Raw genomic sequence first — 14,779 nt, forward strand, 5'->3', positions numbered from 1 at the left:
GGGCGAGCGTCAGCGGGTGGAGGCGCGCAGCCCGTCCAGGGCCACGCCGAGCACCCGGTCGCGCTGCTCGGGTGACGGGAACTGGGCCATGGTGAGGCCGCTGATCAGCCGCACCACGTCGTCGAACCCGATGTCGTCACGGACCACGCCGGCGGCCTGGCCGCGACGCACCAGCGGCTCGCCGGCGGAGTAGATCTCCGTCCGGCAGCTCCGGAAGATCTCCGAGTCGTGCAGCAGATGCTCGGCGAGCGCCCGCTTGGTGGCGACGTACGCGACGAAGCGGTGCAACCAGGCGACGAGCGCGTCCCACGGTGGCAGCTCGGCCAGGTCCTCGGCGGAGCGGCTCAGCGCCCGGACCTCCTCGACGTACACGGCCTCGAAGAGGTGCCGCCGGCTGGGGAAGTTGCGGTAGAGCGTGCCGATGCCCACCCCGGCCCGTCGGGCCACGTCCTCCAGGGAGGCGGCGGCGCCGTTCTCGGCGAACGCGTCGCGCGCAGCGGCGACCAGAGCGTCGTAGTTACGCCGTGCGTCGGCCCGCTTCGGGCGTTGCGCGAACACCTCGGGCACCTGCCCCGCGCTGGTCATGACGTGCGTCACCTCGTCCTGGTTGCAACCGGAGGCAACCCTCCGCTAGCTTAGTGGAGGCACCCCTCCGGAATCCCGGAGGCCTGCCTCCGCTTAGCTTACCTCGGGACCCGCCCGATCCGCCTGGCCACCCGATCGCCCGGACCCGACAGCCAGCCCGCCACAGACGACGGGTGACAAACCTCCTTCCGCACCTTTATCAGGAGTCTTCTCTCGTGGCAGTGACCTCCCGACGCAGCTCGCGTCGGCTCACCTTCACCGTGCTCGCCGCCGGTGCCGGGTTCTTCGCGATGCTCCAGTCGCTGATCACCCCGGTGCTGCCGACCATCCAGCACGATCTGCACACCTCCCAGAACACCGTGACCTGGGTCCTGACCGCCTACCTGCTCTCCGCGTCGATCTTCACGCCGATCCTCGGACGGGTCGGCGACATGGTCGGCAAGGAGCGGATGCTGGTCGTCGCGCTCGCCGCGCTCGCCCTCGGCTGTCTGCTGGCCGCCATCGCGCCGAACATCGGCGTCCTCATCATCGCCCGGGTCGTGCAGGGCATCGGCGGAGCGGTCTTCCCGCTGTCGTTCGGCATCATCCGCGACGAGTTCCCCGCCGCGCGGGTCTCCACGGCCGTGGCCGCGATCTCGGCGATCGTCGCCGTCGGCGGTGGCCTGGGCATCGTGCTGGCCGGCCCGATCGTCAGCACGCTCGACTACCGCTGGCTGTTCTGGATCCCGATGGTCGTGGTCGGGCTGACCGCCGTGGCCGCCCACCTGTTCGTCCCCGAGTCCCCGGTCCGCACCCCCGGTCGCATCGACTGGCGAGCGACACTGCTGCTCTCCGGCTGGCTGGTCGCGTTGCTGCTGCCGATCAGCCAGGGCGCGGCGTGGGGCTGGACCAGCCCCCGGGTGCTCGGCCTGCTGGCCCTCGCCGTGGTGCTGCTGGTCGGCTGGCTGGTCACCGAGGTGCGGTCGCCCAACCCGCTGATCGACATGCGGATGATGCGCCTGCCCGGAGTCTGGACCACCAACCTGGTCGCCCTGCTCTACGGCGCGTCGATGTTCTCCGTGTACGCGTTCCTCCCCCAGTTCCTGCAGACCCCGACCGCCGCCGGTTACGGCTTCGGCGCGAGCATCAGCCAGGCCGGTCTGCTCATGCTGCCGATGGTCAGCGCGATGTTCGTCGCCGGCATCGTCGCCGGCCGGCTCCAGGCCGTCTTCAGCGCCAAGGCGCAGCTCGCCACCGGTGCCACGTTCAATGTGGCCGCCTCCGCGATGCTCGCCGTCGCGCACGACACCCGCTGGGAGGTCGCCATCGCCGGTGGCCTGGTCGGCCTCGGCATCGGCCTGGCCTTCGCGTCGATGGCCAACCTGATCGTCGCCAGCGTGCCCGCCAGCCAGACCGGCGTGGCCACCGGGATGAACGCCAACATCCGCACCATCGGAGGCGCGATCGGCGCCGCCGTGGTCAGCGGTGTGATCACCGCGAACCCGCAGGCCAACGGCCTGCCTCGGGAGGCCGGCTTCACGATGGGGTTTCTGGTCCTCACGGCCATCGCGCTGGCCGCCGCGCTCGCGGCCCTCGCCGTCCCGTCCGCCCGGCGGAAGGCGGCCGGTCCCCGGCCGTCCACCACGACGATCGTCGAGTCCGAGCTAGCCGGCGAGTTCGCCACCATGCCCGCGACCCGCTGAGGGAACGTGTCGGAGCCCGGGCGGTTCGCCGCCCGGGCTCCACCATGTCCGGGAGTACGCTGGCCGCTTCCCCGTCCACCACTCGCCGTTCTTCAGGATGCCCACATGCCCGAGTTGCTGACCACCGACCGCATCGAGGAGATCGGCTCCCTGGGTCCGGAGAGCCCGGACCCGGCCGCGCTGGTCGCCGAGTTGGTGGGCGCCGTCGACGAGGGGCGGGTCGCCGACCCCGACGACACCGCGTACGCCCTGCTGGTCGCCGCGGACATCCTGGAGCAGGCCGGCGACCTGGCCGACGCGCTCGCGCTGGCCACCCGCGCCATCGCCGAACAGCCCGACGAGGACGCGTACGCCCGCTCGGTGCGCGGTGGCCTGCTGCTGCGCCTCGGCCGCTCCGACGAGGGCATGGCCGAGCTGACCGCCCTGCGCCCGCTGCTGGAGACCAACCCCAACGCCACGTACCTGGTCGACGAGCTGGCCGATAACGGCCACACCGACCTGGCGCTGGAATGGCTGACCGGGGCGCTCGACGCGATCCTGGAACGAACCCGCAACCAGCAGCACGAGTCCGAGGACGCCCAGGACGAGGCCGCGGCCATGATCTACGGCCTGACGCAGCGGCGGCACACCCTGCGCGAGGAGATGGGCCTCCCGCACGACGAGTACGACAACCTCGCCGACCGGCTGCGCGCCGCGAGCGACCACGCGCTCGACGCACTGGACGAAGGCCCCGCGACGCTGCTGTTCTGGCCGCAGGCGGAGTTCGACGCGCTGCTGCTGCGCTGGCCCGTCCTCGCCGACAGCTACCCCGCCAGCTGGGACGAGCACCGCGCCCAGACCGAACGCGCCCTCGTCGACGCCTCCGGGCTGGGCGGCGCCGACCTGGGCGTGGTCGTCGGTTCCGTCGCCGGGTTGGCGGCCTTCGCCGAACGCGAGGGCAGCGATCCCACCGACGAGGAAACCCAGGACGAGTACGCCGACTCGCTCACCGGCCCCGACCTCAGGGCCTGGCCGCCGGGGCGCAACGACGCCTGCTGGTGCGGGTCCGGGGCGAAGTACAAGAAGTGCTGCCTCCCGCGCTCGCGCGGATGACCCCCTCGGTCCTGGCCCCACGCAACTGGAGGCCATGTCCCGTGAAAGCCTGATGCCGGTGAGTCATCTTGATGACTCACCGGCCTGCCCTCCCCCCAGCGGACAGGCCCGATGAAGGAGGCGAAGCGGTGACCGCGCAGGAGCAGCACGAGACGATCGAGGACAGCCCGGTCGGCTGGGTGGCCAAGCACATCCAGCGGTACGTCGAGACCGACGGCGCCGACGGTGGCACCTACCACGGCGTACCGTCGCTGCTGCTCACCACCCGCGGACGCCGCACGGGCGCCCTGCGCCGCACCGCGCTGATGTACGGCCGCGACGGTGACAACCACCTGCTGGTGGCGTCCAACGGGGGCGCGGACAAGCACCCCGCCTGGTATCTGAACCTGAGCGCCGACCCGGTGGTGGAGATCCAGGTCGGCGCGGAGCGCATCGCCGGTCGGGCCCGCACGGCGACGGGCGAGGAGCGGGCCCGGCTGTGGCCGGTGATGACGAAGGTCTTCCCGACGTACGAGCGCTACCAGAAGGGCACCGACCGCGAGATCCCCCTCGTCGTCATCGAACGCGCACCCGCGGAGCCCTCGGCGACCCTCTAGGCAGGAAAGCGGATGACCGGGAGGTCACCGCCGTCGCCGTACGCCTTACCCTCGCTGGTCAGCACCGAGGCATCGTGCTCCAGGACAGCCATCACGGCAGCGGCAAGGTCAATCCGACCGGTCAACACGCGCCAGTACGCCAACTCCTGCCACTCCTCACCCCACGTCGGCAGCACCGCGCAGGCGGGACGTTCGAGCAGTCGGTGCAGCACCGTCCGATCACCCGGATCGTCCACCACGGCCAGCGCCTCGGCCACGACCACCGCCGGCACACCGAACCGGACCCCGTCCTGGGCAACCTCGTGGATGGGTTCGGCGACATCCATGGACCCGGCCACGTAGGCGAGCAACGCGGACCGGTCCAGTATCAGCCGGACCGACAGCGCCTCGGGAGTCGTCATGCCGCCGGGGCCTGGCTGCCGGAGCCGTCGAGCATCTCCGCTGCCGCGCGGCGCGAACGGTCACGTAGTGCGGCGCGTCGACCAGGCGACCATTCCTGCTCGACCTGAGCGCGTCGGGCCCTGGCACGGGCCTGTCCCTCCGCCGTCACGGTCATGCCTCGGCGGGCCAGCTCGGCGTCAAGATCCTCAGCGCGCATCCGTGCCCGAATCGTGTCGACTACGTACGCGCTGGCGTTGGGCTCACGCTCCAGGCGCTCGGCCACGTCCTGCGGAAGCGAGAACGACTTCTTGCTCACCGATCCGGTCATACCAGGGAGCGTATCCAATCGCACCGTCCCTGGACAGCGACACGCCTACCGCCAGTGAGCACCACGAGATCTCACTCAGAGACAACCGGATCAGGCGCGCCCGTCATCCCGCCGCCTCAATGGCCGCCTCCACCTTGTCCAGGTAGTTGAACCACCACTCCCCCGCCGGCTTCGGGCCTGCAGACAGGAGGCTTGCCGCCACAACGAAGGCAAGGATGACGGGGCTACCGGCCGGCAGCACGCCCGATAGCGGTCGACCGGTCAAAGCGGCGCCGAGGAAGGCTTCGACCTCAGGAGACGTCGCCGAACTCCAGGCCTCTGCCTCGGCAACTTCAACGGCCAACTCCTGAATCTGCTCGGGCGACGGCTTGCCTCCGCAGATGTCAGTACTGACGAAGGCCGAGATGGCAACGAGCAACTCCAAGGCGGACCGCCGCGCTGATTCGTCGGAGAACGCCTTGAGCGCCTCATCAAATTCGGCCGGCTGCCGCTTGACGGCCCAGTGCAGCGCGTCTCGGACGAGTTGCTCAACTCGCTCATCGATCTTCAATGGAACCTCCGCCATCCTGCGTTCTCGCCTTGTATGCCTTGAGGGATCCCCAGGTGGCCACGGCCCCGAGGACGACGCCAGCGACCGCCTTTGGCAGAGCCGGCAAGAACTCTGAAACGGGCGCCCATGCTGTTGCCGCTGCTGACCCGCCGACAGCAATTGCCTCCGGGCCAACGCTCCTGCGTCTTGTGGGCGGTGGTGCCTCCCGGCCCTCTCGGCTCCGCGCCTCACGTCGCCCGTCACGGTCCGGCAGTGCCGACCTTGAGCGTGGTACTGCGGGTCGTAAGGTGAGGCCGGCTGCTGCGGGTGGTCGGTGGGTTGTGCTACCACGACCCGTGGTCAGTTTCCCAGCGCTCGGACCTTGGCGATCGTCTCCTGGACGTGTTGCTTGGCCGGGTCGCCGCCCTGGGACGCCTGAGCGAGGGCCTGACGGTACGCATCGATCATGCCGACCAGCGGGCCGGCTGCCACGCCTTCCAGCGCACCGGCCACGAGTGCCCGGGCCTCGGCCGCGTCCTGGGCTGCCGCTGCGGTCTTGGCCTTCGCCTCGTCCAGCTTCTGCGACGCCGCCGCCAGCCTCGCGATGATCTGTGCTGCGCTCACGCGCGCCTCCCCCATGGTCGACCATCGCCTCCACCACCGCACCGGCGGAGACCACATGGGAGCGTACGAGATCCGCGCACGCAGCGCGACCACTCACTTGCCCAGCTAGGAACTCGCCCGCGGCGGCTGCCCGAAAAGCGCTGAATCTGCCGTTGAGCGCTCAGCGGTCGGCGACGAACACGCCAAGCCCGTGGACGCCCTGCACCCAGCCCTGGGTCTGGAGGACCAGGATGGCCTGCCGCACGACGGTCGTCGAAACGCCGTGCTGCGTCTTGAGCTGCACCGTGGACGGCAATTGGTCCCCCGGCGCAAGCTCTCCTGACTCGATCTGGCCCCGAATGTGATCCGCGAGCCGTTCCCACTTTGGTTTGACGGGCATATGGACTCCCAGGTCTGCCCCGCCATTTGATCACGCGTTACTACTCGTGACAAGCAACGTGTTGTCGTGCTTGCTATCTGTGACTAGTTGTGTAAAGTCGAATCGACCGGCTTCCAGGTCTGCAACCCGGAGCTGGTTCGTTCCCACCGCGCAGAGAGCGCCCGGCCGGTCGGTCCCCCCGTTCGGCCGGGCGTGCCGGGGCGTGCCCGCACGCCGTCCTGGCGCACAAGCCATGACCAGCAAGGAGACGACCCGACGGGAGCCCCCGATGCCCGATCGACCCGACGAATCCCCCACTGACCCAGCATCCCCATCCAAGCAGCGCCGTCGCCTCGTGTCCGAACAGGACGTCGAGGATGCCGACGACGTCCTGTTCGCCCATCCACCACGCGTGGTGCGGCGCTGGCTGTGCGAGTGCGGCGTGGACTACCCCTGCGCCGATGTGCGCTTCGCCCTCCTGGTCAAGTCCAGCGCTGAGGCGGGCGAATGAGCACCGACACCGTGGACGACCTGCGTACCGCATGGTTGGCCACGATCTCCGCCGCCGACCGCGCCGGTGCGCACCTGCACGGGGCCGGGCCACGCGGCCGGCGGCTGCCCTGGCAGGACGCGGTCACGGAGTGCTGGCGTGCGCTGAGTTTGGTCTACGCCGGCTTGGCTGCGGACCGGAGTTCGCCGGGAGGCTCGGCCGGGGACCTGCTCGCCGGCCTGCGTGACGCTCGCGTCGACGCCGACCGGGCCGCCACGTTGGCCGCCCGTGTCCGGTGGCGGTTGGGGGCGGCTGAGGACCGGCTGCGGCGTACCCGAATCGTGGCGGACGAGGTCGCGGCCCGGCACGTCGCGGCGGCGATCAGCCGGTTGGACCTGGTCGGCGCCCGGCTCGCGGTCGGCGGTTGCCGGATCGACCGAACGGTCGCGGCACTGACCGGTGAACCGACGGCACCGCCCCGGCCTACCAGCCACCGCAACGCCGAGAGCGACACCGCCGAGTTGATTGCCCACGGCTGTCACGCGGCGAGCGTTCTGGTGACCAGGCGGTACCGATTGAGCAGGCCACGCCGACACAGGAGCGCACTCACGATGATCAGGGAGCGACGATGGTGACCGATCCACACGCGGCGCTACGGGGTCTGCTGACTGGTCGGCTGCGTGGCCACGAACGGCGGCTGCGCCGGTTCACCGAGCCGGACTGGCGGCGGTACGCCGATCTGCTCGCTGGGGCGCTGCTGGTGGCGGTGCGGCGACGGTTCGTGGCTGGGCAGGATCGGGCGCCGGTGATCCGGTTCGTGGCGTCCGTCCGGGAACGCTACGACGCCACCGGGCGTGACGTCGATCCGGTGCTGGCCGAGGCGCTGGTCTGGGCGGCGCTCGGTGAGCGTCCACCGGTGCCCGACGACGCGGCGGCGGTCGTCGCGCGGACGGTGTTGCTGCTCGGCCTGCTCGAAGACGAGGGTCTCACCGACAGCGAGCGCGACGACATTCTCGCCGCTGCCGCGCACGCTGCTGACGACTCAGCGCCCGGTGTCGAACGGCGGCAAACAGGCGGAAGTGACCAGCAGCAGGGACCGACTTCGCGGGACAGTGCCGGGGCGGGCAGCGTCATAGACTCTGCTGCCGGCAGCCAGGAGGACGGTCCGGGCATGCCGCTGGAGGAGTGACGCGACGTGGCACCTCAGGGGAACCCCACCACCGGTACCAGCCGTCGTCGCCGGACCAGGGCCATAGCGCTGTCGGGCGGGCTCGCGGCAGTTCTGGCCCTTGTGCTCGTCGCTGCCCACGCCACCGGTGACAGGTGGGACATCCTCAACAGTTCCCGGTCGTCTTCCTCGACACCGCCCGCGCCCACGGTCACCGCAGAATCTGGGGCACAGCTCGCCCGGGCCTGCATCGCGCAGACCAAGGGCGAGGAAGCCGTGGCGTACTTCCACCGGGACATCCCCGCCGACCGGTGGGGCGACCCGATCCGCGGCACCGCCTCGGCGAGCAGCGAGCCGTTCGTGCTGTGGCTCTTCGACGACGATTGCGAGCCACACAAGGCGCTCGACGTGCCAGCACGGACCAGTCGTACGTTCAAGGCGCAGGTGGGTCAGGTCTGGTCCTACACGGAAGCGTCCGCTGGCCAACCGGCCGGCGGCCGCACCTGTCGCGTCTTTGGCCTCTCGAACAGCGGCACCGAGCAGAGATTCAGCGACAGCGGGCTCCTCACGTACCACGCGGAGTAGGCCGGCGGCCCCAAGGTCGAGCCGGGCGGGATCGCGGCGGGGATCAGCGCAGGCCGCGGACCAGCAGCAGGTAGGCGCAGTAGGCCATCGGCACCAGCAGGAAACAGATCAGGAACCCTAGCGGCAGATAGCGCGGCGGGGTGCCGGTGACCATCGCGGGCCGCCCCCATCTGCCCAGCACCAGGTACCCGCCGAAGAACGCCACCGCCGGCAGCCCCGCGCAGATCCACGCGCCGAGCGTGAACCCGTCGACCAGACCGACACCGGACGCCAGCACCAGGGCCAGCACGAGCATCCCGGCGGCAGCACCGGACCCGGCGTAGACAGCGACCGCGCGCGCGAGCGGTGACCACGTCGGCAGGAGCGCCGGCCGCTGGGCCAGCAGCTCCGCCTGCTGCCCGTGCCGGTCGGCCTCGTCGGCCATCCGCCGGGCCAACTCCAGCTCCACCGCCGGGTCGACCGCCGCCGCGCGTTGCGCCGGCACCCCGACGCCCGCCGGGCTCACCGCCGTCGGCAGCGCCAGCCGCGCCTCCCCCGCCGGCAGCTCGGGGTACGCCCCGACCCCCGCCCGCCCCGGCACGCCGGCTGCGCCGTCGGATCCCCCGTCCCCCGTTCCGGGTGCGGTGGAAGGGCCGGACCCGGCAGCGGACGGAAGGCCCGACCCGGCAGCGGTGACCGGACCAGCGCCGAACCCGGAGCCGGAGGCCGCCCCGGAGCCCGACGGGGGGCCCGGCCAGCCGGCGGCTTCGGCCGGACTCCCCGGGGCAGAACCGGCGGGTGGCTGGTCGACTCGGATCGATCGGCCGAGCTGGTCGAGGCGGTGCCCCTGTGCGGTCAGTCTCTGCTGGAGGTAGTCGACGGCTGCGTGCAGGTCACGGCGGCGCGCGGACTCGGTGGCGGCGTGCTGCTCACCGGCCCGGCGCTGCTCGGCGAGTTGTCGGGCCAGCGCCGCGTACTCCTCGAAGGACACTGTCACCGCTCCCCGTCCGGGTCGTGCCCGTCGCCGACGAACGGGACGATCAGCCGGGTGCGCTGGTCGTGCCGGTCGATCAGCAGCGCCCGGTCGGCGCGGGGCGTGTAGGTCAGGTCGTGCGTCCCGAGGTGCAGGGCCAGCTCGGCCCCGGGCACGTTGAGGGCGACCAGACAGGCGACGTCGTCGCGGTTCTGTGTGCCGCCGAGGTCGTCGGCGAGCCGGCGCAGCCCTCGCCACCAACCGAGCAGGTGCACGCCCTGCCCGGGGCCTTGGCGCAGCAGTGTGCGCAGGTCGTCCAGGCCGGAGCGGAACGTGCCCGGGTCGGTCGCCCCGAACACCGGCGCGGCGGCGTCCATGCCGAAGACCACCAGGTATTCGCGGCCGGTGGGCTCGGCGGCCAACGTGGTGACCCGGTCGCGCAGCCCGGCGGCGTCGAGGCGGTGCACCGGGTGGCCGGCGGCGCGCAGGACCGCTTCGGTGTCGTCGGCGACCGGGTCGGCGACGGTGACCAGGGAGACCAACTGGAACCGGGCGTCGCCGGGGGCGTGCTGGCGGGCCAGGCTCAGCGTCGCGGCGCGCAGCACGTCCGCGCCGGTCGGTGCGGTGCCCACCACGGCGAGGTGCCGGCCGGGGGTGGTGTCCATCAGGAACAGGGCGGTGGTGCCGTGCACGTCGACGGTCCGGCCGACCAGGGCCATCGGGCGCCGACCACCGGGGCGCAACCCGGCGAAGGTGGGGTCGTCCTCGACCCGTGCGACCTCGTACCCCTTGAAGACCGCCGGTGCCCGCGAGCCCGGCGGGCGGGCCTGCCACAGCTCGTGGCGCAACGCGGCGAGGTCCGCGGCGGCGGCGTGCGCGTCGGGGAAGCGCAGCACGGTGTCGGCGCCGACCGCGCCGGCGGCGGTGTTGACCACGGCGGAGCCGACCGGCAGGGCCGCGGCGGCGTCGTTGAGCTGATCGAGCACCCCGCCGCCGCCGGGCAGCGCCACCCGCAACGCGAACTGGCCGAAGATCGCCTCGGCCCGCCCGTAGAGGGCCTCGATGCCGGTCATGCTCTGGCTCGCCAGCACCAGGTGGATGCCGTACGAGCGGCCCTTGCGGGCCAACTCCTCCAGCAGGTCCACGGATTCGCGGGCCAGCGCGTCGTTGCCGGCGAGCAGCACGTGGAACTCGTCGATGACCGCCACGATGCGGGGCAGCGGGCTGTCCCGTGGCAGGTCGGCGAGCTTCGTGACGCCGTGGCGCTTCAGCGCGCCGGCCCGGCGTTGCGCCTCCCGGCGCAGCTCGCGCAGGACGGCGAGGCCGTACTCACGATCGGATTCGATGCCGACGGCACGGGCGTGCGGCAGCCAGGACGGGTCCCGACCGGTGGGCACGAACTCGGTGAAGCTCACGCCCTCCTTGAAGTCGAGCAGGTAGAGCTGCAACTCCGCCGGGGAGTAGCGGGCGGCCAGCCCGTAGAGGACGTCGAGGAGGAAGACGGTCTTGCCCGCGCCGGTGCGCCCCCCGACCAGCCAGTGCGGGGTGGCGTCGTCGAAGGCGAGCGTCAGTGGGGCGGTGCCGGCCCGGCCGATCACCGTCCGCAGACCGTTGCCGGCCGACTCGGCCCAGCGTCGCTCCGGCAGCAGGTCGGTGAAGGGCAGCGCGTCGGCGCGTCGGGTGGCGGCGCCGAGGTGCTCGGCGAGCGCGCGTACCGAGGCGGCCGGCGGGTCACCGTCGAGCACCACGGGTGCGGCGAGCCCGCTGCCGTCGGCGCTGAACGGGACGCCGGGCGGGTCGCCGACCTGCGCGTACCCCTGGTGGAGCCGGATCGCGGTGGTGCCACCCAGCGGCGGCGCGGTTTCGCCGGGCACCCGGGACGGGTGGCCGGTGAGCAGCACGCAGACGGCGGCGGCCGGGCCGGCGTGGGTGAGCGCGGCGAGCCGGGCCAGCTCACGCGGCGGTGGCGCGGCGGTGGCGACCACCACCAGGAGGTGCCGGCCGGCGGGCTGACCGTGCTGGGCGGCGCGGGCGTGCTGCTCGGCGGCATCGAGCAGCGCGGCGACCTCGGCCTCGCTGGTGGCCGGCGGGTCGAGCACCCCCGCGTCGAGCAGGGGACGCAACGGGCCGAAGGTGGCGCCGAGCGCCGCGGTGTCGATGCCGGCGACCCGGACCTGACCGGGCGGTGCGGTGGCGACCAGCCGCAGCACCAGTGCCCGCAGCAGCCCGGCGACCCGGGGATCGCGGGCGTCGGTGTCCAGGGCCAGGTGGTGCCCGCCGCCGAGGGGAACCAGCACCGGGAAGCCAGCGTCCGAGATGGACGCCTCGCCGATCCGGACGGCCGCCGGCTCGTCGGTCAAGGGCGTGGCGCCCGGAGCGGGGGTGGCCAGGGCGCCGCCGAGGCGGGCGAGGCGGGTCACCAGCGCGTCGACGCCGACCGGGGCGACGGCAGCCGGTGCGGTGCCGAGCGCGTTCCGGGCGGCGTCGAGGTGCGCTCGGGCCGCCCGGTGGGAGTTGATCGCCTGCCCGTACGCCGACGCGAGCCTGCCCACCCTCTGCCCCCAACGCCGACGGCCGCCTGGTCCCAGGAACCCTAACGGACAGCGGTGGCACCCGGACAGTCCTGCGAGGACGTGTCACGCCGGACCCGTCAGGCAGGGCCGCACGGCACGGGGTCGGGCGCGTCGGCCAGCCCACAGCGGAACACCTCCACCGGCGCCGTCGCCACCTGCGGCACCTGCTCCACCCGCAGCAGGGCCAGCCGTTTGTCGACCGGCTCGCCGGAGTCGGGCGTGAACCGGATCAGCCCTGCCACCCCCGGGTAACCCTGGCCGGCGTTCTGTCGGAGCACCTCCGTGTGCACGGCGACCGGGTTGACAGACGTCGGCTCCCACCGTTGTCGCGGGTCGGCGTGGTGCAGCCGGGCGGCGAGGCTCTCCACCGCCCGGATCATCATCATCGCCGCGTCGTAGGCGAGGCTGACCCGCTCGCCGACCTGGTGCCCGGAGTCCGGCCGACAGCGCGGCGGGTCCAGCAGGTCGTCGGCCTGGATCCAGGACAGGAAACTGGCCCGGGCATCGTCGCGGCGCGCCTCGGCGGCCCGCAGCGCGGCGCAGGTGGCCAGGGAGGCCTTGGAGACGTACGTGACCGGCAGGTTGCCGGGGGCCGCGGCGCGCAGCCCGGGGTTGGCCATGTAGCGGTTGACCGAGTCGTCGGCGACGAGGTGCCGGGGCGGGTTGCCCCCGCACTCGCGCAGCGCCCGCAGGAAACCGTCGAACTCCGTCCAACGGCCCGCGTAGAAGAGCAGGCCGGGGTAGCCGCACTCGTCGGTCAGCCGCTCACCGGTGCTCCACTCGTCGAGGCGCGTCATGCGGGCGCCGAACCGCTGCCGCAGCCCGTCGACGAGGGTGCCCACGTAGAGGTCCCCGGTGAGTGAACTGCCCTCCAACGTCGTGTAGTAGACGTGCGCCTCGTCGACCTTCAGCACCTGTTGGGCGTACGCGTCGACCATCTCCACCTGGTCGGCGTTGGGCGCGGAGATCTGCAGGTAGAGGCGGGAGTTGGCGTCCATCCGGTCGGCGGAGAGCGTGGGCGCCAGCACCGGCAGCCCGACCTTGTTCAGCTCGCGCAGCGCTCGGGCGGTGCTCGTCCGGCTCTCCACCAGGCCGACGACCCCGAGCACCGTGGGATCGTCCGAGGCCAGCTCGGCCAGCATCGACACGGCCCGGTCGGCGTAGATCATCTGCCGACCACCGTTGGCCACCACGATCCGCAGCAGCGCGGCGCCGTCGGCGCCGGCCGACTCCTTCAGCAACGCGTACTGGGCGGTGGCCATGCCTTCGAGCTCCTCGCGCTCGGAGACGTAGGACTCCTCGTCGGCGCGGGTCCGGTTGCCGGTCAGGGTGCCCAGGTAGACCAGGGTCAGGAAGGGCCGACGCCGGTCGCTGCGCTGCCAGACCTCCTCGGCGGCGCGGTTCTGCGCGAAGATGCGCTCCTGGATCTTTCGCAGCCCCTCCTGACCGGGGTCGTTGTTGAACACCTGCGCGGCGCTGTCGCTGTAGCCGACACACTCGCCGCTGGCGACCACCTCGACCGAGACCCGACCGCCGGTCAGCGACGGGCGACACCCCGGCGCCCACCGACTGCCCGCCCACACGCCGAGCGCCGCCACCAGCACCAGGCACAGCGCCGCCGGCAGGAAGCGCCGCGACCACCAGGGCGGGTCGGGCGCGGAGAACGGTCGCATGCCGCCACGCGACGGCGGGCCGGTGTCGGAGTCGTCGGGGCGCAACGCCACCAGCCAGGCGGCCTTGCGGCGCAGCCGCCGCATCTCCGGGAGCGCCTCGGCCCACTCGTCGTACGCCTCGTCGGCCTCGGTCAGCGGGTGCGGCTCGGGCAGTTCCGGCGGTGGTTGAACGCCGGACACGACGATGAGCAGCGGGTCGTTGCGGCCCGTCTCGGTGCGGACGTCGCCGATCAGGCGGACCAGTTCGCCACCGACGTTGCCGGGGGCGACGTGATCGAGCAGCAGCGCCGGGTACGCGGTGCGCCGCCAGTCCGACGGGCGCCACGGTCGACGCCGGTACGCCTGCCGCAGGTCCTCCAGGAACGCGTGCAGCAGAAGCTTGTTGACCTGGTCGGGTTGCTCGCCGTCGCGCCACCCGGCGGTGAGGCGTTCGGCGAAGCCGAGGAAGGTGACCGACTGCCGGGGCGCCAGATACTGCTGGCGCATGAACCAGTTGTAGTGCCTCCCGATCACCGGCACCCGGCCGGAGACGGCGGCCCGGAAGACCACCCCCGGCACGGCGCGGCGGACCACCCACAGCAGCACCTGCGAGACGATGCTGACCGCGTCACCGCCGCTGGGCAACGCCTCAGGCGTACGCGGGCCCCGGCGGTCGCGCAACCGTCGGACCAGGGCCGCGCGGCTGTCGTCGGCGTCGATGCCGAAGCTGAGGCTCTGGTGCATCAGCCAGTCGGCGAGCGGGTAGTGCCGGAAGCGCAGCCGGGCGGCGCCGAACGCCTCCAGGGAGAGCTGCCGGTGCAGTTCGCGCAGCAGCGCCGGCACGTCCCCGGCGCCCGGTGGCGCGTCGGCGTCCAACACGGCGTGCGGCACCCGCCGCCGGGCGCCCTGACCGAGGAATCGGCGCAGCGGCACCATCAGATCCGCCGTGTCGGAGCGGACCAGCCAGAGCAGCGGCAGCCGACGGTCGCCGCGACGGGGTCGCCGCAGCAGCCGTGCGAGCAGCGCGAAGAACTCCAGCCCGCCAGCCGGCAGTCGCTCGCGGCCGGCTGCCGCCTGCCGCTGGCCGATCAACTCCTGCTTGGGCACCTCGGACCGTCGCACGCGTCACCTCCGATTCCACTCAGTGTGACGCATCGGGTACAGACGCGGGGCCGGCCGACGGC

General features: G+C 72.5%; 16 protein-coding genes. 7 read left to right on the forward strand and 9 right to left on the reverse strand.

Going from position 1 to position 14,779, the window contains the following annotated elements:
* Positions 1-9: 9 nt before the first annotated feature.
* Positions 10-585 carry a TetR/AcrR family transcriptional regulator gene (locus FBZ33_RS21730; RefSeq protein WP_141910483.1) on the reverse strand — a complete coding sequence of 192 codons (576 nt, stop codon included), beginning with the start codon at positions 583-585 and terminating at the stop codon, positions 10-12.
* A 215-nt stretch (positions 586-800) separates the two neighbouring features.
* Here FBZ33_RS21730 and FBZ33_RS21735 point away from each other — a divergent pair, with 215 nt between their 5' ends.
* From FBZ33_RS21735 to FBZ33_RS21745, 3 genes are all read left to right on the forward strand, one after another.
* A complete protein-coding gene (locus FBZ33_RS21735; protein ID WP_141910484.1) occupies positions 801-2,267 on the forward strand; it encodes an MFS transporter in 1,467 nt (488 codons plus the stop codon).
* A 105-nt stretch (positions 2,268-2,372) separates the two neighbouring features.
* Positions 2,373-3,359, forward strand: coding sequence for an SEC-C domain-containing protein (locus FBZ33_RS21740; RefSeq protein WP_141910485.1), 987 nt, complete (start codon positions 2,373-2,375; stop codon positions 3,357-3,359).
* Positions 3,360-3,487: 128 nt separating this feature from the next.
* Entirely contained in the window at positions 3,488-3,955 is a 468-nt protein-coding gene (locus FBZ33_RS21745; RefSeq protein ID WP_255509004.1) for a nitroreductase family deazaflavin-dependent oxidoreductase, read from the forward strand.
* Here FBZ33_RS21745 and FBZ33_RS21750 read toward each other — a convergent pair.
* The 5 genes from FBZ33_RS21750 to FBZ33_RS21770 all read right to left on the reverse strand — a co-directional run bounded on the left by FBZ33_RS21750 (position 3,952) and on the right by FBZ33_RS21770 (position 6,196).
* Positions 3,952-4,356: a hypothetical protein gene (locus FBZ33_RS21750; protein WP_141910487.1), complete on the reverse strand. Its 405-nt coding sequence runs from the start codon at positions 4,354-4,356 to the stop codon at positions 3,952-3,954. The two genes, FBZ33_RS21745 and FBZ33_RS21750, sit on opposite strands and share 4 nt — an antisense overlap.
* Complete coding sequence (locus tag FBZ33_RS21755; RefSeq protein WP_099855926.1) at positions 4,353-4,664, reverse strand: hypothetical protein; 312 nt, start codon at positions 4,662-4,664, stop codon at positions 4,353-4,355. Before FBZ33_RS21755 ends, FBZ33_RS21750 begins: the two co-directional genes overlap by 4 nt.
* Positions 4,665-4,767: 103 nt before the next feature.
* On the reverse strand, positions 4,768-5,214 hold the full coding sequence (locus FBZ33_RS21760) for a hypothetical protein (protein WP_141910488.1): 447 nt from the start codon (positions 5,212-5,214) through the stop codon (positions 4,768-4,770).
* A 339-nt stretch (positions 5,215-5,553) separates the two neighbouring features.
* Complete coding sequence (locus FBZ33_RS21765; RefSeq protein ID WP_088949318.1) at positions 5,554-5,817, reverse strand: DUF6244 family protein; 264 nt, start codon at positions 5,815-5,817, stop codon at positions 5,554-5,556.
* A 160-nt stretch (positions 5,818-5,977) separates the two neighbouring features.
* Positions 5,978-6,196, reverse strand: a complete 219-nt coding sequence (locus FBZ33_RS21770; protein ID WP_141910489.1) for a winged helix-turn-helix domain-containing protein — start codon at positions 6,194-6,196, stop codon at positions 5,978-5,980.
* A gap of 334 nt (positions 6,197-6,530) precedes the next feature.
* On the opposite strand from FBZ33_RS21770, the gene FBZ33_RS32865 reads away from it, so the two are divergent.
* The 4 genes from FBZ33_RS32865 to FBZ33_RS21785 are packed head-to-tail and all read left to right on the forward strand — an operon-like array spanning position 6,531 to position 8,418.
* The gene (locus FBZ33_RS32865) at positions 6,531-6,686 is read left to right on the forward strand and encodes a hypothetical protein (RefSeq protein ID WP_157744051.1); all 156 of its coding nucleotides are present in this window, start codon (positions 6,531-6,533) and stop codon (positions 6,684-6,686) included.
* On the forward strand, positions 6,683-7,300 hold the full coding sequence (locus FBZ33_RS21775; protein WP_141910490.1) for a hypothetical protein: 618 nt from the start codon (positions 6,683-6,685) through the stop codon (positions 7,298-7,300). Before FBZ33_RS32865 ends, FBZ33_RS21775 begins: the two co-directional genes overlap by 4 nt.
* Entirely contained in the window at positions 7,294-7,854 is a 561-nt protein-coding gene (locus FBZ33_RS21780) for a hypothetical protein (RefSeq protein ID WP_141910491.1), read from the forward strand. The genes FBZ33_RS21775 and FBZ33_RS21780 overlap by 7 nt, the downstream gene beginning before the upstream one ends.
* Positions 7,855-7,860: 6 nt before the next feature.
* Entirely contained in the window at positions 7,861-8,418 is a 558-nt protein-coding gene (locus tag FBZ33_RS21785; protein ID WP_141910492.1) for a hypothetical protein, read from the forward strand.
* A gap of 43 nt (positions 8,419-8,461) precedes the next feature.
* Here FBZ33_RS21785 and FBZ33_RS33475 read toward each other — a convergent pair whose 3' ends face one another.
* The 3 genes from FBZ33_RS33475 to FBZ33_RS21800 form a co-directional block, all read right to left on the reverse strand.
* Complete coding sequence (locus FBZ33_RS33475; RefSeq protein ID WP_255509197.1) at positions 8,462-9,394, reverse strand: hypothetical protein; 933 nt, start codon at positions 9,392-9,394, stop codon at positions 8,462-8,464.
* Complete coding sequence (locus tag FBZ33_RS21795) at positions 9,391-11,922, reverse strand: FtsK/SpoIIIE domain-containing protein (RefSeq protein ID WP_141910494.1); 2,532 nt, start codon at positions 11,920-11,922, stop codon at positions 9,391-9,393. The genes FBZ33_RS33475 and FBZ33_RS21795 overlap by 4 nt, the downstream gene beginning before the upstream one ends.
* Positions 11,923-12,020: 98 nt before the next feature.
* Positions 12,021-14,717: a hypothetical protein gene (locus FBZ33_RS21800; protein WP_255509005.1), complete on the reverse strand. Its 2,697-nt coding sequence runs from the start codon at positions 14,715-14,717 to the stop codon at positions 12,021-12,023.
* Positions 14,718-14,779 lie beyond the last annotated feature (62 nt).

This window comes from Micromonospora sp. A202, assembly GCF_006715105.1.
Lineage (GTDB): Bacteria > Actinomycetota > Actinomycetes > Mycobacteriales > Micromonosporaceae > Micromonospora > Micromonospora zamorensis.

What these genes read in the sequence shown, in the direction of transcription:
- FBZ33_RS21775 (WP_141910490.1), top strand. Translation starts at nt 6,683, where the DNA reads ATGAGCACCGACACCGTGGACGACCTGCGTACCGCATGGTTGGCCACG.
- FBZ33_RS21770 (WP_141910489.1), bottom strand. Translation starts at nt 6,196, where the DNA reads ATGCCCGTCAAACCAAAGTGGGAACGGCTCGCGGATCACATTCGGGGC.
- FBZ33_RS21750 (WP_141910487.1), bottom strand. Translation starts at nt 4,356, where the DNA reads ATGACGACTCCCGAGGCGCTGTCGGTCCGGCTGATACTGGACCGGTCC.
- FBZ33_RS21755 (WP_099855926.1), bottom strand. Translation starts at nt 4,664, where the DNA reads ATGACCGGATCGGTGAGCAAGAAGTCGTTCTCGCTTCCGCAGGACGTG.
- FBZ33_RS21730 (WP_141910483.1), bottom strand. Translation starts at nt 585, where the DNA reads ATGACCAGCGCGGGGCAGGTGCCCGAGGTGTTCGCGCAACGCCCGAAG.
- FBZ33_RS21780 (WP_141910491.1), top strand. Translation starts at nt 7,294, where the DNA reads ATGGTGACCGATCCACACGCGGCGCTACGGGGTCTGCTGACTGGTCGG.
- FBZ33_RS21740 (WP_141910485.1), top strand. Translation starts at nt 2,373, where the DNA reads ATGCCCGAGTTGCTGACCACCGACCGCATCGAGGAGATCGGCTCCCTG.